The sequence below is a fragment of the Oceanobacillus chungangensis genome, assembly GCF_003369565.1.
GTDB classification, from domain to species: domain Bacteria; phylum Bacillota; class Bacilli; order Bacillales; family Amphibacillaceae; genus Oceanobacillus; species Oceanobacillus chungangensis.
Map to the genome: position 1 here is coordinate 107,552 of NZ_PIOD01000020.1, position 20,080 is coordinate 127,631.

Sequence of the window (20,080 nt, forward strand, 5' to 3'; positions counted from 1 at the left end):
GTAAACCAAGGAAATCACCAATCCTATTCTGAAAAAATTCACTTTATGACAACTTTAAAAAGACAGAATTAGCTTCTGTTTTCTTAAAAATGTCTTCCGACTGAATGTTTTCAAAAAAATAGGATTAGTATTTCATGTTCTCTTGGTTCACCCTTCCGTTTTCGATTACTAATATTATATATGATGATCGAGTCCATTGTCTACTGTACCTTAGAAGAGATAGTAAAAAGGCATGCTCCCCACCGGGATCATGCCTTTTACCCCTATTGCAGGGTGCACACGGAAAATTTATTGTTCTTTTCCAATTTCAATATTCTTCATTTCCAAACTATTGTAACCGACGATCACTTACGAAGCTCGTCAATGCAGTCTGGCCAGTCTGACTGTTTACGATACAGTAGAGGGCATATGAAGCCATCCAGCTTCCAATCATCCCTGATTTTCAGTCAGCATCCATTTGCACTTTCACAAAAAACTACTTACCGTCCTTTTACCTTGCTACGTGAACGAAATCTATTGAATCAGATTTCAGACGAGCAAACTACTAAAAGCTTAAAAGTAAATTTTCCGTCAAGGCTGTGCATTTCTCCTCATTGAAAATCATTTGTAATCAAGTTGTACATCATCACTACAAGTTGTTCACATCATTCATTTCAATGGTAGTTCGCCTTGTATTTAGTGTTTACCCTTATGTATTGATAATAAACCTCTTTTACAAAAACAAGCTAGGGAATAAAACATTTATTAATAAAATTATTCAACAATTATCGGATAATTCATTCAACGTTTATTGAATATATTATCCGTTTCATTTATAATGATTTCAACCTGTAAAAATACTCTAAGAGGTGATTTTATGGAAATAATACATGCGACAAGTAGAAAAAGAGAAACGTATGATGTTCAGTTAGATTATTCTCCGCTATGGGAATGCGCTCTTGGAATTGCTGCTGTGACAAATTCCCGAATAATTAATACATTAGAAAGACCAGCAGCTTATTGGGAAGAACTTAAAGGAACCCTATCAACAAACCTCTTAAAGCATTTGGATTATGTTGAGAAGAACAATACTTGGAAAGCACTATTACAATTACTTCACCAAATTGAAAGTAATAATATGAATGCGTTCTATTCAAGTGTCAAATTGTTGCGAGAATCTGATTTTAAGTACATTTGTCTACCTTTTATAGGGGATAAATTTCAACATTTAAGAGAAAGTGCTGCTCTTGGAGAAGAGAAGGCTATTTTAGAGCTGAAAAGTATAACTAGTGAACATTCCTTTTTTCCTCAGTACATCGAATTCATTAGTAAAACGGATGCAAATAAGCTTAAGTCTCATCTTATTGAAGTTATGACAGGATGGTACGAATCAGTAATTACTCCCAATTTAGAACAGACTCAACAAATTTTACAAACCGATTATCAAGCCAAAAATCAAATGAAAGGAAAAATGTCTCCTGAAGAACTTGTTCAATGGGCAACTGGGGGAATCAACTACCTACCTGAACCAAGTGTTCATAAAGTTTTACTTATTCCGCAGTATGTCTATCGTCCGTGGAATATTGAAGCAGATCTTGAAGAGACAAAAGTATTTTACTATCCAGTAGCAAACAATAGTCTTTCACCAAATGACAAGTATATGCCAAACAATTTCTTGATACAAAAGCATAAGGCATTAGGAGATGAAGTTAGGCTTCGAATAGTAAAATTATTATCGGAAAATGAACATTCGTTACAAAATCTTACAGAACAGCTAAATATGGGTAAAACGACAATTCATCATCACTTAAAAATATTACGTGCAGCTAAAATCGTTGAGATGGACGGATCTAAATATTCCCTTAAAACCAATGTATTAGAACTACTTTTCAAGGAATTAGACCAGTATATAAAGCAATGAAAAGAGGAGAGCTGATAAATTCATCCATATTCAAAAATCGTTCGTTAGTTTCAACTTGGTTAGGAAATGGAATATCCGAATTAGGTGGTGCCTTTGGAACATTTTGTAATTCTATTCTAATATACCAACTTACAGGTTCCGCTTTAGCATTAGGAAGTATGTGGCTTTTGTATTTTATTCCATCCCTAATTCTTCAGCTGTTTATCGGTCCATTTATTGACCGTTGGAGCAGAAAGTGGATAATGATCCTCTCACAATGGACAAGAGCAATAATATTTTTAATCCCTCTAGCCGCCTTAATAACAGGCCAGCTTGAGGTTTGGCATATTTATGCTGTTCAAGGGATCATTGGATTAATTACTCCTTTGTATGTACCTGCAAATCATGCAATTATACCGACGATTGTAACAAAAGAACAATTACAGTCAGCGAATGCATATATTGATGGAACTGTCCGTTTAATGACCTTTTTATCACCAATCCTAGCTGGAATTGTAATTGAGTATATTGGTGTTCCGTTTACTCTAATACTTGTAAGTTTGTTTTTTATTATAAGTGGTTTTACTTTACTTTATATTCAGGAACAGAAGCATCAACTGAAAGTTAGAAAAACGTGGTTGTCCGAGTTTAAGGAAGGAATTTCTTTTTTCTTTACGCAACGAATAATTGTATGGTTAGGGATCTTTCTAGCATTTGTTCAATTCGGAGTAGGAGTGACTATGGTAACAACACTACCATATATTACGGAAAACTTAGAAGGTACTTATACTGAATATGGGTATTTTATGGCGGGCTTTCCCATTGGATACATAGCAGGAGCCACACTGGCTTCAAAAATAAAATATAATAGCCGTAGATTTCTCATGCTCGGTTCTCTTTTCATAGGAGGCATGACATTCACGGCACTTTGTTTTACCCAAAGTATTACTTTAGCAATAACAACGGAAATTATTGGTGGAATTGTAATGGCTATTTTTAGTATCCATAATACGACTATTTGCCAACAAACCGTACCAAATCAACTCATGGGAAAAGTATTCTCAGTTCGTTTATTAATTATAAGAGGAACCATGCCGATTGGGGTGCTTATAGGTGGGATATTAAGTGAAGTGTTGGGTATAAGGCCATTATATCTCTTAATTGGCCTAATTATTAGTGGTGTATCATTAATAGGAATGTGTTTACCATATTTCAAATTTATTGATGAGAAAACAGCCAGGGAAGTGTCTTAATAGATAAGATGATATTCCCCCTACAACGATCGATACCTAGAAATATTAAAAGTTATTTTATAGTTTAGATATCTCGCGCATGCACAATCCGAGCGTAGCGCATTCACTGTAGTTTGGTAAAGCATCACGCTTCATCTTTAATTACACCAACCAATGTAAAGTTGCCGCTAAAGAAATTAAAAATTACTTTACATCCCACTATTATTTTTATATAGTGAAGATACCTAATAATTCTAGGTAGGTGAAAAAATGTTTAATCGTGAACTTGTGAAGGGGAGTACATCACTTCTCGTTTTACAATTATTAAATGAACGTGACATGTATGGTTACGAGTTAGTAAAAGAAATGGATCGACGTAGTGGTCATAGTCTGCAAATGAAAGAAGGGACACTATATCCTGCACTTCATAAGATGGAAAAGCAGGAATACATTGAACATTATTGGCAAAATCAAGAAAAGGGTCCTGCACGAAAATATTATCGAATTACCTTGGAAGGCAAAGACATTTTGGCTGAGAGGACAACGGAATGGCATCGCTATGTGCAAATGATGAATAATTTAATCGGGGACAGTGAATCATGAGTTCCTCTGAGGATGATGTATTTAAATCCATTGTTTCCTCCCGTTTTTTTAAGGAATTAAAGCAAGAAATCGGCGACCATTCAGAGAGAGATAGTATCGTGCTGGAATATGAGATGCATGTATATGATCTGCTTCAAGAGGAGCAATTGGATGGAGAGTTTCTTTATGACGAGCTTGTACTTAGATTAGGAACACCGCAAGAGCTTGCGAAAATGTGGAAGCAAGAAACATCAATTACACCGAAAAAGACCCAATGGCTGTTTGTCCTGCTTAATATTGCTATGTTTATTGGTGGAATTTTATTAACAATTAGCTATAATGCCTTTGATTGGAAATGGGTAGAAAAAATATGGGCAGCATTAACGGATGCCAGATTTCTGATTATTCTTGTCTACATGCTATTTTGGGCACTCCTAGGCTATGAAATAGGTAAAGAGTTCGGGCAAGGTGGGTATAAGCTGCTGAGAAAAACCTTTGCACTTTCAATAATACCTAATATTGGCTTCATGTACTTAATTGTATTTAAATTTATTCCATATGAGTGGTTCGAGCCACTTTTAAGTGTTCGTTTTATAATGATATGTATTTTTTGTACTGTCATCCTGTATCCAATAAGCTGGATCGGATATCGCTGGGGCAGGAGAACGTCCGTATAACTTATTCGTTAGGAAGGCATTGAAACTTTCTTAACTAATAAGTTCAACGAAGACTAGCATCTAAAACTATGGTTAGCCCTATTTTCTAATAATTAATGGAAGTAGGCAATTCAGTTTTTTTTTATGCATCACGTTTTGTTTATATACATAGTTTATCTATGTATATAGACTTACTGGGTATTGGAGGGTATACAGTGGATATTCAATTAAAGCAGAAAGATTGGTTATTTTTACTCGTTTGTTTTGGGCTGGGAATACTGGCTGAACTTAGTTTCTTTCACGGAAAAATCGGCCTGGCATATCCTTTGTTCATCACTGGATTTTATCTTGTAATTTTTCTCAGGTATAGACTTTCCTTTAATCATCGGCGAATCGGTTTACTTATTATGGTTGCTGTTTGGATTCTTGCAGGTAGCTTTCTATTTATTGATACTAAATTCTTCTATGGGTTGAATATCTTGATTATCCCCGCACTTGTTTATTACCATCTAGTATTAATTACGAGTCCGAGAAAGTTGAAATGGGAAAGGTTGAGCTTTTTGCGTTTGTTAACTAAGAAGCTTCAGGAAGGAGTGCAGTACAGTACGGTATTTTGTAAAGTTCTATTCCGGCGAATTTTCAAGAATATGAGTGAGACAACAATTCAGCTTGTAAAACGAATTGTTATTGGGTTGGCAATTGGCATTCCTTTACTTCTCGTTGTTATTGTCTTGCTCATGTCAGCAGATGCCGTGTTTGAGCAACTGGTTTTACAGCTGCCTAATTTCGTCTTTCAACTTAGTTTTCAAGAATGGATTTTCCGATTTATTCTCGTTATTTTAATTACGTTATTATTTTTTGGGGTTTTTCAAGTATTACACATTAAGACCAAACCAAAACCAACGAATAATTTTTTGCTTCCAGAGGGGAGAAAGAAAATCCGCTGGGATGCTGTGACTGCAATAACGGTGTTAGTTATGCTAAATGCTGTCTATCTATTGTTTGCGACAATCCAGTTGCCATACTTCTTCAGTGATTATTTACTTGGCGGATTTACGTACGCATCTTATGCGAGAAGGGGATTCTTCGAGCTCTTGTTTGTGACGTTAATTAACTGGACGATCTTAATCAGCTGCTTGAAGCTGGTGAACACAGAGGGAAGGCGAACGAAGCTTACATTAAAGATATTATATACACTGATTATTGCAGTTAGTGGTATTATGCTGGCCTCTGCATATCAGCGACTAAGTATGTACGAAGCGGCATATGGATTTACATTGGAACGTATCTTAGCGCATGCTTTTATGATCTATCTATTGGTTATCTTTGCATATACCTTTATACGGGTTTGGCTAGAGGGCTTGACCTTACTGCATTTCTATACGATTACCGCACTCGTTTTCTATGCAGCACTGAATATGATGAACGTGGAACAAGTCATTGTAAATAATAATCTCGATCGGTTTGAGCAGACGGGAAAAATTGATGTATATTATCTAAATACACTTTCCTCTACAGGGCTCGGTGGATTAATAGCATTATATGAAATTGAACCGGATTACCCCGAGTTAAGAACGATACTTAAAATCCGGCAAGAAGAAATACTCAATAAGTCGGAAAATACGTGGCAATCCTTTAATTTTACTAGACAAGAAGTAACGGGGAAAATAATGAAATTAGATCTTGAGATTAATTAAAAAGGAAGGTGGGATAAGATGTTTTCAACAATTCCGGAACATGTAGCAATTATTATGGATGGTAATGGAAGATGGGGGAAAGCGAAAGGTCTCACTCGAAGCGAGGGGCATTATGCAGGTGTTCAGGCAATGGAAAGAGTGATTGATGCCTGTATCGATATTGATATAAAAATATTGACCCTTTACGCATTTTCCTCTGAAAATTGGTCCCGACCTAAAGCGGAAGTTAATTATCTAATGTATCTTCCGGTTAAGTTTTTCAATCAGAAGCTGCCGGGATTTATGAAAAGGAATATTAAAATCCTTGTATCTGGGGATATCACTACGATTCCCGATTCTACTAGGAAGGCGATAACGAAAGCAATGGATAAGACCAAAAATAATACGGGTTTAATTGTAAATATCGCCTTCAATTATGGCGGTAGAAACGATATACTCCAAGCAGTTCGTCAAATGGCAGAAGATGTACAAAATGATCGCCTTGAATTGGACAATATTAATGAAGGGTTAATCGATCGTTACTTATATACAAAGGCATTGCCAGATCCGGAAATCTTAATTCGTACAGGTGGAGAAAAGCGGATAAGTAATTTTCTTCTATGGCAAGTGAGTAATGCAGAATTATATTTTACAGATGTATACTTCCCAGACTTTAATAAGGAAATGCTTATGGAAGCAATCGGTTCTAGTGAAGCAAGCCATGCGATTGCGGAGTGAAGGATGCATGGGATACTTAAGAATTAAGGGCAAAGTCACATAAGATTAATATAAATAAATTGTACCCAGTATCTTATTACTGGGGGAAGTAATAGTGCCCCCAACACTAGCTATCCGAAAACAATCGGATAACTAGTGTTTTTTTGACCTCATTTTAAAAAAGATAATCGAAGAAATCAAGGCTATCTATTTTACATAAAGATAAAATTATTGACAAAAAATAAACTAAATGGCATAATATATTTAATTAATAATACTTTAATTAAATATAAATTAATTAATTGTAAACTGCATGATATGTTAAAGTGTTAAAAGTGAATTATGAATCAGATACAAAATATAATTTTTCTCATAAGTCAATTTAAGGAGTGATAATATGGCTGAATTTGAAACGATAGTAAAAGAGAGAAGATCGGCTAGTAATTTCCTGCCGGATAATGCGATTACTAGAAAAGAATTGAATGAGATTTTTGAAATGGTAAAACTGGGACCAACAGCCTTCAATCTGCAGCATGCAAATTATATTGTAGTAACGGATCCAGAAATAAAAGAAAAATTAAGAAAGGCTGCAAACGGTCAATACAAAGTACACTCATCCTCTGCGGTCATTATCGTTACAGGTGATAAGTTGGCATATAAAGATGCTTCAAGAATTTATGAAGGACTATTGATGTTAGGGATTATCAATAAACAAGAGTATGACTATCAGGTTGAAGATGTTACTTCCTTATATGAAAATCGAGGTAAAACCTTTCAGCATGAGGAGGCAATTCGGAATGGTTCCCTATCAGCTATGATGTTTATGTTAGCAGCAAAGGATAAGGGTTGGGATACTTGTCCGATGATAGGTTTCGATTCAAAGGAAGTTAAAAAGGTATTAGAAATAAGTGATCAATATGAGCCTGTGATGATGATAACGATTGGCAAGGAAAAAGTAGAGAGCAGAAGGCCGAGAGGATATCGTAAACCGGTCGAGGAATTTATTACGTTTATCTAAAAATTGATACAGAGGGATTAAAATGAAAAAGACAGCAGGTATTCACCATATTACAGCGATAGTGGGCCATCCAAAGGGAAATGTAGATTTCTATGCAGTGTTTAACACCCGTTCAAGAAGTTAGGAAAATATAAAATATTCTTTACTACATAGGCGGTGCCTACAGGATGTAACTCAGTTCGGTATTGCGACAAATGTTTTTGGTAGGACGAGTAATCGGAGACCCAAAGGTTTTCGGTGGGGCGGGTACTCGCGGACCCAGGCGCTCTATTTTTTAACCGAACTTTCCCTAAGGCTGTCATCGAAAGCCTTGGTTAAACTTTAGTTTTCAAAATAGAGGGCCAAAATAGAGTGGAGTGGATTTCATGTTAAGAACATCAGGAATACATCACATTACAGCGATCGTAAATAATCCACAGGTAAATTATGATTTTTATTCTAATGTGTTAGGCTTACGACTCGTGAAAAAAACGATTAATTTCGACCGACCAGAAGTATATCATTTATATTTTGGTAACGAATCTGGTGATCCAGGTACAATCATTACGTTTTTCCCATGGCCAAAGTTAGCAAAAGGACGCATTGGATCTGGGCAAGTGGGAACGACAAGTTATGTCATTCCTAAAAACTCAAGTGGCTTCTGGAAAAATAGACTAGAAAACTATGAGATTGCATATATAGAAACTACTCGATTCAATGAAGAATATATTCAGTTTCAGGATCCAGATGGCTTACAAATCGAGATGGTAGAACGGGATGCTGATACAGGAAATAGCTGGAGTACAGAAGAAATCAAACCCGAACAGGCGATTAGTGGTTTCGGTGGTGCAACTTTATTTTCAGCACAGCCAAATCAAACAGCTGATGTATTAGAGAATATATTTGGTATGGATTTTGTAAATCAAGAGGGAGATTACTTACGTTTCAGAGCCCAGGAATTATTAGGTAATATGATTGACATTAAGTTATCTCCATCTGTACGAGGGCTTGCGGGTGCAGGAACGGTTCATCACATTGCATGGAGAGCAAAAGATGAAGACGAACTCCAAAAATGGCATAAGTTACTGGAAACAAATAAGCTTCAGCCAACGGAAATTAAAGAACGTAATTATTTCAAAGCACTTTACTTCCATGAAATGGGCGGCATTTTATTTGAAATCGCTACAGATCCCCCGGGTTTTTCCGTAGATGAAGCACCAAACGAATTAGGAGCAGAGCTAATGCTACCGAGTTGGTTTGAATCAAAAAGGGAAGAATTCGAAGCAGCACTACCACCGATTGAGGTTAAAAGAGTAAAAGAGTAATTAAATGAAACATATAAGAAAGAGAAGCAAAATGAAGGCTTCCATGTTCAATGCATGGAGGCCTTTATTTTTAATGATGACATAAAGGTGATTTTAAAGGAGCGGTCTTTGATTATTATCAGGAAGTAGTTCAACCCATACGGTAATTCATTATACGATGCCAAATCTAGAAGCTGTACTTCTTAATGGTTCTACGCGTAAATTAGTCAAAGGCCCTTCATATATTAATTCAAATCGATCATCCTGCTGCAAATCGTGAGGAGTGATTAAAGATAAAGGCTTTGAAAAGTGAAGAATACTAGACTCATGAAGCGCAGTCGCAACAAATTCTGAACAAAAGAAGGCATTTCCTCTGGTGATTGGCTTATTTAATAACAATGCAAATAACCCTATGAAGTTGTATTTATAGCAATGCTTTTGTGATTCTATCTGTTGCATGAATTGCTTTAATTTCTCCATTTGCTCCTCTGTAACGTTACAGCTAAAGATGGCGCCTCTTGCATGTTCAAATAATCCAGTGTGAACACTTTCTTTGACAAATCCTCCAATAAACGGATTGCCGGGTTTTTTTCTGCCAAAGCTATATGTTTCTAATAACTTGGAATCGAAAGCGATGGATGCATGATTGTATGGCTTTTTTGTAAAAAGCTTTATTGTTCTAGTAAATAGTGTTCCTGTATCTGTTAGCAGTAAATATATCTTCTTCTTATTCATTACTTATCTTCCTTTAAATTCATTATTTTCTTTACATCTATATTAATGAATATGTTAATAGGAGATAACCAGCTTGAGAAATAGTTGTTTGTAGGTCTCGAGACGTATTTTGGAGGTTCATAGCTTATTGCTTCCTGACATGTTGTAGTGGACGTCAACGTAGAAATTTTATTGCTTCTCCATTTCTTGTAAGGTAAAAGATATTAAGGCTTTCGCATGTTTTTAGCGTAAATAAATGCCTTGTGGACTAAATTCTTCCACAAGGCATTTTATGTTAATTTCTTGAAGTTAATGGTTCATAGTGTGTTGAGAATAGATGGTTCAAAGGTTCTTGAGGCGAAACTAGCTGCTTGGCACTGTTAACTGCGATTGGCCCTTCATTAAATCCACCTGCAATTAAGGCAAGCTTATTCGGATAGTTTGCTACATCGCCTATGGCGAATATTCCAGGAATAGAAGTGGACATTGTTTGATCCACAAGTATGGTGCCATTCTCTATGTTCATCCTCCATTCCGTAATTGGTCCGAGGTTAATTTCAAAGCCGTGATTGACAATAACATTATCAACTTCAATTACTTTTGTATCAGCCCTATCTACTTGCTTCACAACTGCACTGGATAGTTGTCCATTCTCTCCATTAAGCTTAAGCAACTCATATGGATTTAGCACTTCTACCGTTGAATTCATCATTTTACTAACATTACTCTCAATTCCAGTAAATGCTGATTTGCGATAGATTAATGTAACTCTTTTCGCAATTGGTTCGAGTTCATTTGCCCAATCAACAGCTGAATTTCCGCCGCCAGAGATAAGCACGTTTTTATTCCGATAGCTTTCTAGCTTTTTTATTGAATAATGCAGGCTTTTCTCTTCGAAATCAACTGCATTGGCAAGGTCAAGCTTAACGGATTTCAATGATCCAAAGCCAGTTGCAAGCACGATCGTTTTCGTATAATGCTTTGCTCCATTATTACTCGTTAATTGAAAGGTGCCATCCTCCAGTCTTTCCATATACATGACCTGTTCATTCAATACGATGGTAGGATCAAAGGTCATTGCTTGTTCAATCAGATCCACAGTTAATTTTTCTCCAGAAATTGCTGGGATTCCACCGATATCTCTAATAACCTTTTCGGGATAGAAATAGGGAACCTTTCCACCAAGATACGGCAGGAATTCAATAATCTTCGTTTTCATTTCCCTCATGCCACTATAGAATGCAGTGAATAGCCCGACAGGACCTCCGCCTATAATCGTAATGTCGTAAACATCTGGTTGCCGCATCATAAAAAACCCTCCTCATTTTACTTTCATTAATAAATAAATAAAATATGGTGCACTTAATATTGAAACAACAATACCAACTGGGATTTCTGATGGAGCTAAAATATTCTTGCCAATTGTATCAGCAATCATCAGAAGCACTGCGCCAATCAAGGTTGATATTGGGATAATCATCTGATGTAATGGACCTATCAGCTTTCTTGCTATATGTGGAACGACCAATCCTAAGAAAGCAATTGCTCCACCCGCTGCAACGGCAGCCCCTGCTAATGCAACAGCAATTAGTAGTAGTAAACCTCGTTCCTTTTCTACATTAATTCCGAGTCCAGCAGCTACTTCATCGCCAAGATTGAAAACGTCCAATGCCTTTGCTTTATAAATAGCAATCGGAATTAGTAAAAGTGCCCAAGGCAATAGTGCAAGTACGAAATTCCAATTTGCATTCCATATATCCCCTGCAAGCCATACAGTTACTTGACGATAATTTTGGGGATCCATTCTTAATTGTAATATCGTGAGAATAGCACTGAATCCTGCATTGACACCTATCCCTACCAAAACTAGTCGAATTGGATTTACCCCGCTTCTCCAAGCCAATAAATAAATGAGTCCAGCGGCAAAGAGTGCCCCGAGTAATGCAGCAAACGGCATAAGGAAAATCGATTGCGGTCCTGATAAAGTCAGCATATCTTGGAAAAAGTAGATATATAAGACAACAGCTAGTCCCGCACCAGTATTGATACCTAAAATTCCAGGATCAGCAAGATCATTTTGTGTTACCCCTTGCAGAATGGTGCCAGAAACAGCTAACATAGCACCGATGAATAATGCTAACACGATTCCTGGTAAACGAAAGTCAAACAATATGAGTGCCTGCTGTTCTGTTCCGTTATGTAATAGTGTATTGATTACTTCCATTGGCGTAATCTGGATTACACCTGTACTTAAACTAATGAAAAACATTACAATGATAAGAAGGATCAGCGTTACCATCGTCAAAATAAATTGTTTCCGTTTTCTAATCTTTACTGTGCTCATTTACTTCCACCTCCACTATTTCGTGCTAGGTAGAGGAAAAATGGAACACCAATGAGTGAAGTAATCGCTCCAACTGGTGTTTCAAATGGTGCATTAACTAACCTTGATACTAGATCAGCCAATACTAGTAGCAGTGCACCAAAGATTGCAGAGGAAGGAATAATCCATCGATAGTCTTTTCCCATAATAAACCGAGTAATATGCGGGATGATCAAACCGATAAAACCGACTGCACCAGCAATTGAAACAGAGACTCCTGTTAATATAAGGACAGAGACAATCCCAAGAATTTTTATTAAGGTATTGTTTTGTCCTAAGCCAGTTGCCATTTCTTCCCCTAAACTAAGTACTGTAATTGATTTTGAGATGAATAAAGCAATTAGCATTCCAATGATTCCTGAAAAGATGAGTATTTTTATTGCATTCCAATTCGCACCATCAAGTCCACCGGCCATCCAAAATCCCATTTCTTTTTCCAATTGAAAATGTAAGGAAATGACGGATGAGATAGAACGAAGCAATGCACCTATTGCGACGCCGGCTAGAGCCAATTTAACTGGAGTCAAGCCTCCCGAAGACAGTGTTCCGATAATGAATATAATTGAAACGGCAATTCCCGCCCCAATAAAGGAAGCGAATGTCCCACCTAAATTCGATACACTAGGGTAGAAAGCCAAAGTAATGACGAGTGCAAATGCAGCTCCATCAGTAACCCCCATTATTGAAGGGGATGCGAGTGGATTTCGAGTCATTCCTTGCATAATTGCCCCTGAAACCGCAAGAAATGCTCCAATGAGAGCAGCAGTAATTGCTCGTGGCAGCCGCAATTCTTGGATTACTTGATGTGCTGAAATATCAGGCTGAAAGTGAAAAACAGCCTGCCATACCGTTTCAATCGGTACTTTCGTTGAACCGTAAGAAACAGATAAGCCTATCGAACCGATAAGGGTTATAAACGCTATTAAATTAATAATTGTCTTCAATAGTTTGGAGTGATTAATAAGTGCTTGCATAAGTATCTCCTATTTAATAATCTGTCTGAAAAATAATATTGACGTATCTAATGAAAATGATTATCATTATCATATAATTAAAATTAATTATATCATAAAGGGGATATTATAATGAATACAAATCGCAAAAAAGAATTTCTTTTTTTTAGTATAATGATTTTTATTGTCCTGCTTTTAGCTGCCTGTGGTAATAATGACAGCGCAACGGATTCCGAATCAAAGGATGATGGAGGAAGTGAAGAAAAAACGGAAGTAACGCTTGATTCAGAAATGGGAGAAGTTACGATTCCATTAGGTGCTGAACGAATTATTGCGCCGTTTCATGAAGATGCATTATTAGCACTTGGGGTTACTCCTGTTGCTAAATGGGCGATTGGTGAAAGTTTGCAATTTCATCTAGAAGATAAGCTGCAAGATGTACCGAAGCTTGAATGGACTTTGCCATTAGAGCAAGTTCTTAGTCATGAACCAGATTTAATTATTCTAGAGAATAATATGGAAAACTACGAAGGTGCATACGAGGATTATAGTAAAATTGCTCCAACTTATGTTATGACGGAGGAAACAACTGGAGATTGGCGCAAACAGATCGAAGTATTTGGTCAATTACTAGGGATGGAAATAGAGGCAGAACAAGCCTTAAGTGGATATGAAGATTTAGTGGCAGATGCAGGGAAGCAATTAGAAGAAGCGATTGGTGATGAAACAATTGCGGCAATTTGGGTAATTGGCGGTAAATTCTTCGTATTTGAGAAAGATCGTCATAGTGCAGATGCTCTCTATTCAGAAGTTGGTTTGCATTATCCTTCCTTTATTGAGGAATTAGGTGAGGCTACTCCGGAATGGAACCCGATATCACTGGAGAAACTGTCTGAGCTTGATGCAGATCATGTCTTCCTATTAGCAGCTGAAGGCGAAGAAGGAATTGAAACATTAGAGAATAGTACAGTATGGCAAAGTATACCAGCGGCACAAAATGATCAAGTGTATATGCTTGAAGATGCAAGCAGTTGGACAAATAAGGGGTTAACAGCATCAACGAAAACTATTGATGCTGTGTTAGATACATTAAAGAAATAAAATAAAAGAAATGCTGTCTTTCCTTTTTGGTGGACAGCATTTTTTATTCTAAATGAGACTTATTATCATTGACTTATCTTAATAAAGGAAATAGACTAAAGGTAACGTGATGTTAGGATTGAAAGCATATACATGGATATGTGTTTCTGTATGCTATGATGGAGGAGTGGTTCCAATGCAAGCATTAACAGCGAATGATTTAACGTTAAATTTTGGCGATAAAATAATTATAGATGATATCAATATAGAAATACCTAAAGGCGAAATAACGGTTTTAATCGGTCCAAATGGCTGTGGAAAATCAACATTACTTCGTGCATTGGCTCGTTTGCTCCAGCCGAAGAGTGGAACAGTTATATTGAATGGCAAGGAAATTGCGAAGCTGAAAACGAAGGATGTGGCGAAGAATTTAGCCGTCCTGCCGCAAAGTCCAGTTGCTCCGGATGGATTAACCGTTTATGAACTTGTGAAACAAGGGAGACATCCGTACCGTAGTTTCCTGAAGCAATGGTCAAAAGAGGATGAAGATGCTGTCCTTCTGGCTCTAGAATCAACGAACATGATTGATCTAAAGGATCGAACTGTTGATTCATTATCTGGTGGTCAGCGGCAGCGTGCTTGGATAGCATTAACGCTAGCACAGCAAACTGATATCATTTTATTAGATGAGCCAACGACCTATTTGGATTTGACCCATCAAATTGATGTTTTAGATTTATTATTCGACTTGAATGAAAAAGACGGACGGACAATTGTTATGGTACTGCATGATTTGAATCTTGCAAGCCGATATGCAAATTATATGATTGCGATTAAGGATAAGAAGGTATTTGCACAAGGGAAGCCAGAAGAAGTTATTACAAGCGAACTCGTACATAATGTCTTTCAAATGAAATGCAGTGTAGCATGTGACCCAATGTTCGGTACACCAATGTGCATACCGCATGGTAAGGGGCGTTGTGTACTCCGAGAAGTTGGGAAGGAAACAATCATTTCGTGACCTGAAGCCCTAGGCGCTTAGCCTAAGGCTGAATTAATAAGAAGCGGATCAACCCAATAACTGCAAAGCAGAATAGCGCTGTACCAGCAAGGGGCCCCGTAATCGCACTATTAGGGACTTGTAACTTTTTCGATAGCGGTAAAGAAATAAATGAGATCCCAATAAGAAGTGCTGCTAATATATATAAACTAGCGTCTTGGAAAATGCCCTTCAACCAGATGAAATGAATGCCTACAATAAAAGCAATCCATGGGGCAACAAAATTACTGCGTTTAAATTTAATTAAGAACAAGGCGCCAATTCCTGCTAAAGAGAATTCGAGAAACAAGAAAATTAAATAATTTTTGTATGCGGTTGAATCTGCTAAGGCAGAATGACTATGCCAATGGGTCACACTGAAATAAATGCCAATGATACTAACGACGAGGGCAATACCGGAAGCAATCCCAAGATACTTCCGCCAGCTTTTCCTTGGATTTTCCTGAGCCCAGCCAAACCAGCACATACTAAACATTCCAAAGATGGCTGTATACATCGCATAATCTCTAATATATTCCAATAATATTCCTCCTCATTAATTCTTAGTTCAGTACTTCAATAACTAACATTAAAAGCCTGATTTTCTTCAGCTAATATTTATTTAGGAAAAGAGAAAATCCCTTGTGAATGTTAAATTTCAGCGTTCAGCTTTTTGGCTTCATTTTTAAAATAAAGATAGAAGCACAACCAAATAATTGAATACATAATCAGGAACAATCCGAGTATTAATAGAATGGTTGGAAAGCTAAATGGAATCCAGCCAATTCCTAACGATAAAACAAAGTAGCAAATTGTCACTGTAATAAAGTGCAATGCAGTTTGAGTGGGGAGTTTTAGCGAATCTATTTCAAAATAAAGTGGTGATACTGAGAAAAACCAGCCGCAAAAGATGGAACCTAGTGAATTCCTTAGAAACATTTCACTGTCTAACTGCTCAATACTACCAAAGTAAATAATAGAAATCGTAGTAACAACTGCTACAAAAGCGCCAAAAAAGGTACCGAATAAACTTCTAAATAGAAAGGTTTTCATACATTATTCCTCCGTTTCATTTTTAATGCTTCTTTAATAGTTGGTACATAGTGCCTCGAGACATATTCCTTTACTCCAGATTTAAAATATACGCAAAGAGTACCATTAAATGAGGCTTCGAATCGACTAAGTTCATAAAGGTTTGCGATTACTGATTTGGAAAGCCGGATAAACCTTCTGGATAAGAGTGCTTCTTCCAGCTCATAAAGTTTCTCTTTCATTGTAAATTCTCCATTCGATGTGACTGCAATTACGTTTTCCTCTTTGGTATAAAAATAATGAATTTCTGCTGGTTTAAGAATATGCTGCATATCCCCATCTTTACCGACAAAAAATTCTTGTTCCCTCCCTTTGAAAAAATCGAGAATTTCCTGAATCGACTCATCGATTTCCTTGCACTGAATCATTACAGTTGTTTCTTCGTAGTCATTATTAATATCAAGTGATATTTTCATATAAGCACCCCTCCTTCGTTTATTGTTTCTGTAATGCTATTGTATTTGTTTTTTACTATTCTGTCTTTTCATATTAGGGGAGAGGTAGAAAAAGAGTGGTAACTTGCATTTATGCGTATATAAAATAAAGGTTACTGGATGAATTGCTGTTGAAAGCGTATTAAAGTTATGGTAAGCTTAACCTAACTTTAATGAAATGGAGGTTTTCCTAATGGCATCTATCAGACTTCGTTTACAAACTTTGAAGAACGTTAACTGAATACGTTCAAAGGCTCTGTTTGTGTTGCAGAGTAAACGGGATTAGTCTGCCTTTTATTAGGAAACCTTTTAAATACGTGATGTTTAAAAAGAAGGGGAGTAGTCTACCTTCTTTTTTATTGTCTAAAAAATTAGGGAACGAAGGTGAGCCAATCACATGATGTGATGGCATATTTTGATATACATTCATCATTGGGTATATTAGGCTTTCTTGTTTACGTGAACACAGGCAGAGGTCTGTGTTTTTTTATATGGTAGTTAAGAAAGTATAAAAACTTTCTTACTACATAAGTGCAACTAAGGTTGTCACCGAAAGGCTTGGTTAAACCTTAGTTTTCTAATGAAAATGGGGGGAAAGTTATGGAAAACAAAGCAATATTAGTTGGTGTTAATTTAAATAAACAGGAGCATGATTTTCAATACTCAATGGAGGAATTAGAAAATTTAGCCATTGCTTGTAATATTAAATCGGTTGGGAGTGTAACGCAGAACCTAAATCGGATTAACCAAGCGCATTATATTGGTTCAGGAAAAATAGAAGAGCTCCAGGAAATGGTTGAAGAAACTGGAGCAGATACAATCATTTTTGATGACGAGTTATCTCCATCACAAATTCGAAATTTAGAGTCCGTCATACCAGACTGTGAAGTTGTTGACCGCACAACGCTAATACTTGAAATTTTTGCCAAGCGTGCTAAGACAAGAGAATCAAAATTACAAGTTGAGATTGCGCAATTAAGATACCGGCTTCCAAGATTAATTGGTAGTCGTGAATCGTTAGGGCGCCAAGGTGGTGGATCAGGGCTGAATAACCGCGGTGCTGGTGAAACGAAATTAGAGATGGATCGTCGAAAGATTGAAGAACAAATTGCAAAGTTAAGCAGGGAATTAGAGCATTTAGTAGGCCAAAGGAAAATGCAAAGGCGGAAGCGGGAAAAGAATGAAATCTCTGTTGTTTCCCTCGTTGGCTATACGAACGCAGGCAAGTCAACGATGATGAATGCAGTGTTAGAATCCTATAATGGGGAAAAGGATAAACATGTATTTGAAAAGAATATGCTATTTGCGACGCTAGAGACATCTGTTAGAAGTGTAACGCTAGCAACGAATCAAAGCTTTTTACTAACGGACACGGTAGGATTTATTAATAAGCTGCCACATCATCTCGTCAAGGCTTTCCGTTCTACTTTAGAAGAAGTTGCAGAAGCGGATTTACTAATTCATGTGATTGATGTTTCCAATCCGCATCATCAGGAGCAGCGGCAGCTCACGAATGAAATATTAGGAGAGATTGGCATAGAAGGTATCCCAGTAATCCATGTATATAATAAAGTGGACTTACTGGAAGAAGAATATCCTTTGGTGGATGGCGATAAGGTTTATGTCTCCGCGAAGAATAGACAGGGTATGGACGCATTAATGGAACAAATCAAGCAACATATTTTTAATGATTATGCCCGATGCGAATTACTTATTCCATATAATGAGGGCCAAGTCGTATCCTATTTTAATGAACATGCGAATGTTTTGGAGGAGGATTTTGCATCAGAAGGAACAAAATTGATAGTTGAATGTAAAAAAGCAGATGCAGAAAAATTCCGGAAATATATTACACATATATATAGGAAGGAAGAAGAATAATGACATTAAACAAGGCGAGTATTATTGAAATAGCAAAGAGGCATGGAATAGATGTAGTGGAGGGTTCATTGAGATTCAATGAATCCGGATTGGATTTCCAAGTTGTTTTTGCAACGGATCCTGAAGGAGTAAACTGGGTATTAAGATTTCCGAGACGTGTTGATGTTATACCTACAGCTAAAAAAGAGAAATTAATTCTCGATATAGTAGAACCAATCCTAAAAATTGAAGCGCCAAATTGGATTGTTTTTTCAGATGAATTAATCGCCTATAAACTGTTAAGTGGAATCCCAGCTGGTACAATTGATCCAGCAGCCAAGGCATATATATGGGAAATCGATGAAAAAAATGTACCAAAGAACTACTATGAAACATTAGGTCGTGCCATGGCAGAACTGCATGCAATCGATCATAGTGAAGCGAAGCAAGCAGGATTAACGGTCTTAACACCGCAGGAAATAAGAAAAACGATGGTTGATAGAATGGGAAATGTAAGGGCTAGGTTTGGTGTGAGTGACAAGCTCTGGGAACGCTGGCAAAAATGGACTGGAAATGATTCCATTTGGCCGAAACGTACAGCATTCATTCACGGCGATTTGCATCCTGGTCATATTTTAATCGATGAAGAGCAACATGTAACGGGGTTTATTGACTGGACAGAAGCCCGTGTTGACGATGTGGCTCATGATTTTGTATCTCATCTAATGGCCTTTGGCGAGGATTCATTAAAAAAATTAATTACATCTTACGAAAAGTCGGGAGGCTATGTTTGGTCTTCTATGTTTGATCATATTGTAGAGTTGCAAGCAGCATATCCTATTGGCATCGCTGAATTTGCGATAAAGTCTGGATTGCCTGATATGGAAGAAATGGCGAAGGAGGCACTTGGTGTAAAGTAGTAGCTAGTATCTAATGGCAAGGGAATCTGTTTTGTGAGAGAAGTATTTTTTCTCTCACTAAATAGTAATTGGAGGATTGAATATGTATAGAAAGAAGGGATTCACACGTATTAATGGGGGAATATACAATAAAATATCAGGATAGTAGAAAAAGTTATTGACATATTACCACGAAGAGCGTAATATGAATTTTGCTGTTAAAAAAGGGTTGGTTATTCAGACCGATAACAGTATCTTTCTAGAGTATAGTAAGAAAATTAAACAATAAAAAAGTTATTGACTTTTAATTATCTGGATGATATGATATAAAAGTTGTCGCAAAAACAACAAGAAATGTTCAAGAAAAAAGTTGTTGACAACAAGAATTGATTTATGATATATTAATAAAGTTGCTGTTTTGATAAGTAACTTAACATTTGCTCTTTGAAAACTGAACAAAACAACCAGTATGTCAACGAAAAGAAACTTGGTTTCTTTTCAAAAAACAAGAAGGTAACACTTCTTAAAGCTAAGACATTATATGAAGTTGATTGGTGTCAATTTCATTTCAAACACTTTATTG

19 protein-coding genes are annotated in these 20,080 nt (G+C 36.7%); 12 read left to right on the forward strand and 7 right to left on the reverse strand.

The genetic code is table 11. The annotated features are described in order from the left end of the window. Nucleotides 1-856: 856 nt before the first annotated feature. The 8 genes from CWR45_RS15385 (at nt 857) to CWR45_RS15420 (ending at nt 9,064) form a co-directional block, all read left to right on the forward strand. Entirely contained in the window at nt 857-1,900 is a 1,044-nt protein-coding gene (locus CWR45_RS15385; protein ID WP_115750749.1) for an ArsR/SmtB family transcription factor, read from the forward strand. Continuing rightward, on the forward strand, nt 1,897-3,132 hold the full coding sequence (locus CWR45_RS15390) for an MFS transporter (protein ID WP_211315976.1): 1,236 nt from the start codon (nt 1,897-1,899) through the stop codon (nt 3,130-3,132). Before CWR45_RS15385 ends, CWR45_RS15390 begins: the two co-directional genes overlap by 4 nt. Before the next feature lie 249 nt (nt 3,133-3,381). Continuing rightward, nucleotides 3,382-3,714, forward strand: a complete 333-nt coding sequence (locus tag CWR45_RS15395; RefSeq protein WP_115750750.1) for a PadR family transcriptional regulator — start codon at nt 3,382-3,384, stop codon at nt 3,712-3,714. Further along, complete coding sequence (locus CWR45_RS15400; RefSeq protein ID WP_115750751.1) at nt 3,711-4,370, forward strand: HAAS signaling domain-containing protein; 660 nt, start codon at nt 3,711-3,713, stop codon at nt 4,368-4,370. The genes CWR45_RS15395 and CWR45_RS15400 overlap by 4 nt, the downstream gene beginning before the upstream one ends. A 194-nt stretch (nt 4,371-4,564) precedes the next feature. Next, nucleotides 4,565-6,046, forward strand: a complete 1,482-nt coding sequence (locus CWR45_RS15405; RefSeq protein WP_115750752.1) for a DUF4153 domain-containing protein — start codon at nt 4,565-4,567, stop codon at nt 6,044-6,046. A gap of 18 nt (nt 6,047-6,064) precedes the next feature. Beyond that, on the forward strand, nt 6,065-6,763 hold the full coding sequence (locus CWR45_RS15410) for an undecaprenyl pyrophosphate synthase (RefSeq protein WP_115750753.1): 699 nt from the start codon (nt 6,065-6,067) through the stop codon (nt 6,761-6,763). Nucleotides 6,764-7,139: 376 nt separating this feature from the next. Further along, nucleotides 7,140-7,760 (forward strand): nitroreductase family protein, encoded by a 621-nt coding sequence (locus tag CWR45_RS15415; protein ID WP_115750754.1) that lies wholly within the window; start codon nt 7,140-7,142, stop codon nt 7,758-7,760. Nucleotides 7,761-8,125: 365 nt separating this feature from the next. Then, entirely contained in the window at nt 8,126-9,064 is a 939-nt protein-coding gene (locus CWR45_RS15420; protein ID WP_115750755.1) for a ring-cleaving dioxygenase, read from the forward strand. Between the two features lie 150 nt (nt 9,065-9,214). Here CWR45_RS15420 and CWR45_RS15425 read toward each other — a convergent pair whose 3' ends face one another. The 4 genes from CWR45_RS15425 to CWR45_RS15440 all read right to left on the reverse strand — a co-directional run bounded on the left by CWR45_RS15425 (nt 9,215) and on the right by CWR45_RS15440 (nt 13,114). Further along, nucleotides 9,215-9,778 (reverse strand): hypothetical protein, encoded by a 564-nt coding sequence (locus CWR45_RS15425; RefSeq protein ID WP_115750756.1) that lies wholly within the window; start codon nt 9,776-9,778, stop codon nt 9,215-9,217. A gap of 274 nt (nt 9,779-10,052) precedes the next feature. After that, on the reverse strand, nt 10,053-11,066 hold the full coding sequence (locus CWR45_RS15430) for an NAD(P)/FAD-dependent oxidoreductase (RefSeq protein WP_170138881.1): 1,014 nt from the start codon (nt 11,064-11,066) through the stop codon (nt 10,053-10,055). Between the two features lie 12 nt (nt 11,067-11,078). Next, nucleotides 11,079-12,101, reverse strand: coding sequence for a FecCD family ABC transporter permease (locus tag CWR45_RS15435; RefSeq protein ID WP_115750757.1), 1,023 nt, complete (start codon nt 12,099-12,101; stop codon nt 11,079-11,081). Further along, nucleotides 12,098-13,114: a FecCD family ABC transporter permease gene (locus CWR45_RS15440; protein ID WP_115750758.1), complete on the reverse strand. Its 1,017-nt coding sequence runs from the start codon at nt 13,112-13,114 to the stop codon at nt 12,098-12,100. The genes CWR45_RS15435 and CWR45_RS15440 overlap by 4 nt, the downstream gene beginning before the upstream one ends. A 111-nt stretch (nt 13,115-13,225) precedes the next feature. Between CWR45_RS15440 and CWR45_RS15445 the strand changes: the two genes are divergently transcribed. Together CWR45_RS15445 and CWR45_RS15450 are read left to right on the forward strand one after the other, a co-directional pair. Continuing rightward, nucleotides 13,226-14,194 (forward strand): ABC transporter substrate-binding protein, encoded by a 969-nt coding sequence (locus CWR45_RS15445; protein ID WP_115750759.1) that lies wholly within the window; start codon nt 13,226-13,228, stop codon nt 14,192-14,194. Between the two features lie 175 nt (nt 14,195-14,369). Continuing rightward, nucleotides 14,370-15,194, forward strand: a complete 825-nt coding sequence (locus CWR45_RS15450; protein WP_115750760.1) for an ABC transporter ATP-binding protein — start codon at nt 14,370-14,372, stop codon at nt 15,192-15,194. A 22-nt stretch (nt 15,195-15,216) separates the two neighbouring features. On the opposite strand, the gene CWR45_RS15455 is transcribed toward CWR45_RS15450, so the two are convergent. The 3 genes from CWR45_RS15455 to CWR45_RS15465 all read right to left on the reverse strand — a co-directional run bounded on the left by CWR45_RS15455 (nt 15,217) and on the right by CWR45_RS15465 (nt 16,720). Then, the gene (locus tag CWR45_RS15455; protein ID WP_115750761.1) at nt 15,217-15,753 is read right to left on the reverse strand and encodes a hypothetical protein; all 537 of its coding nucleotides are present in this window, start codon (nt 15,751-15,753) and stop codon (nt 15,217-15,219) included. Between the two features lie 110 nt (nt 15,754-15,863). Next, nucleotides 15,864-16,265: a DUF3021 domain-containing protein gene (locus tag CWR45_RS15460; protein WP_115750762.1), complete on the reverse strand. Its 402-nt coding sequence runs from the start codon at nt 16,263-16,265 to the stop codon at nt 15,864-15,866. Beyond that, on the reverse strand, nt 16,262-16,720 hold the full coding sequence (locus CWR45_RS15465; protein ID WP_115750763.1) for a LytTR family DNA-binding domain-containing protein: 459 nt from the start codon (nt 16,718-16,720) through the stop codon (nt 16,262-16,264). The genes CWR45_RS15460 and CWR45_RS15465 overlap by 4 nt, the downstream gene beginning before the upstream one ends. Nucleotides 16,721-17,338: 618 nt before the next feature. Here CWR45_RS15465 and hflX point away from each other — a divergent pair. Together hflX and CWR45_RS15475 are read left to right on the forward strand one after the other, a co-directional pair. Continuing rightward, complete coding sequence (gene hflX, locus CWR45_RS15470) at nt 17,339-18,619, forward strand: GTPase HflX (protein WP_115750764.1); 1,281 nt, start codon at nt 17,339-17,341, stop codon at nt 18,617-18,619. Next, nucleotides 18,619-19,518 (forward strand): macrolide 2'-phosphotransferase, encoded by a 900-nt coding sequence (locus CWR45_RS15475; RefSeq protein WP_115750765.1) that lies wholly within the window; start codon nt 18,619-18,621, stop codon nt 19,516-19,518. The genes hflX and CWR45_RS15475 overlap by 1 nt, the downstream gene beginning before the upstream one ends. The last annotated feature ends 562 nt before the right edge of the window (nt 19,519-20,080 follow it).

Excerpts from the sequence above, each read along its gene's own strand:
- CWR45_RS15465 (WP_115750763.1), bottom strand. The coding sequence starts at position 16,720 with ATGAAAATATCACTTGATATTAATAATGACTACGAAGAAACAACTGTA.
- CWR45_RS15440 (WP_115750758.1), bottom strand. The coding sequence starts at position 13,114 with ATGCAAGCACTTATTAATCACTCCAAACTATTGAAGACAATTATTAAT.
- CWR45_RS15395 (WP_115750750.1), top strand. The coding sequence starts at position 3,382 with ATGTTTAATCGTGAACTTGTGAAGGGGAGTACATCACTTCTCGTTTTA.
- CWR45_RS15445 (WP_115750759.1), top strand. The coding sequence starts at position 13,226 with ATGAATACAAATCGCAAAAAAGAATTTCTTTTTTTTAGTATAATGATT.
- CWR45_RS15475 (WP_115750765.1), top strand. The coding sequence starts at position 18,619 with ATGACATTAAACAAGGCGAGTATTATTGAAATAGCAAAGAGGCATGGA.
- CWR45_RS15425 (WP_115750756.1), bottom strand. The coding sequence starts at position 9,778 with ATGAATAAGAAGAAGATATATTTACTGCTAACAGATACAGGAACACTA.
- hflX (WP_115750764.1), top strand. The coding sequence starts at position 17,339 with ATGGAAAACAAAGCAATATTAGTTGGTGTTAATTTAAATAAACAGGAG.
- CWR45_RS15390 (WP_211315976.1), top strand. The coding sequence starts at position 1,897 with ATGAAAAGAGGAGAGCTGATAAATTCATCCATATTCAAAAATCGTTCG.
- CWR45_RS15410 (WP_115750753.1), top strand. The coding sequence starts at position 6,065 with ATGTTTTCAACAATTCCGGAACATGTAGCAATTATTATGGATGGTAAT.
- CWR45_RS15385 (WP_115750749.1), top strand. The coding sequence starts at position 857 with ATGGAAATAATACATGCGACAAGTAGAAAAAGAGAAACGTATGATGTT.
- CWR45_RS15460 (WP_115750762.1), bottom strand. The coding sequence starts at position 16,265 with ATGAAAACCTTTCTATTTAGAAGTTTATTCGGTACCTTTTTTGGCGCT.
- CWR45_RS15400 (WP_115750751.1), top strand. The coding sequence starts at position 3,711 with ATGAGTTCCTCTGAGGATGATGTATTTAAATCCATTGTTTCCTCCCGT.
- CWR45_RS15430 (WP_170138881.1), bottom strand. The coding sequence starts at position 11,066 with ATGATGCGGCAACCAGATGTTTACGACATTACGATTATAGGCGGAGGT.
- CWR45_RS15420 (WP_115750755.1), top strand. The coding sequence starts at position 8,126 with ATGTTAAGAACATCAGGAATACATCACATTACAGCGATCGTAAATAAT.
- CWR45_RS15435 (WP_115750757.1), bottom strand. The coding sequence starts at position 12,101 with ATGAGCACAGTAAAGATTAGAAAACGGAAACAATTTATTTTGACGATG.
- CWR45_RS15415 (WP_115750754.1), top strand. The coding sequence starts at position 7,140 with ATGGCTGAATTTGAAACGATAGTAAAAGAGAGAAGATCGGCTAGTAAT.
- CWR45_RS15450 (WP_115750760.1), top strand. The coding sequence starts at position 14,370 with ATGCAAGCATTAACAGCGAATGATTTAACGTTAAATTTTGGCGATAAA.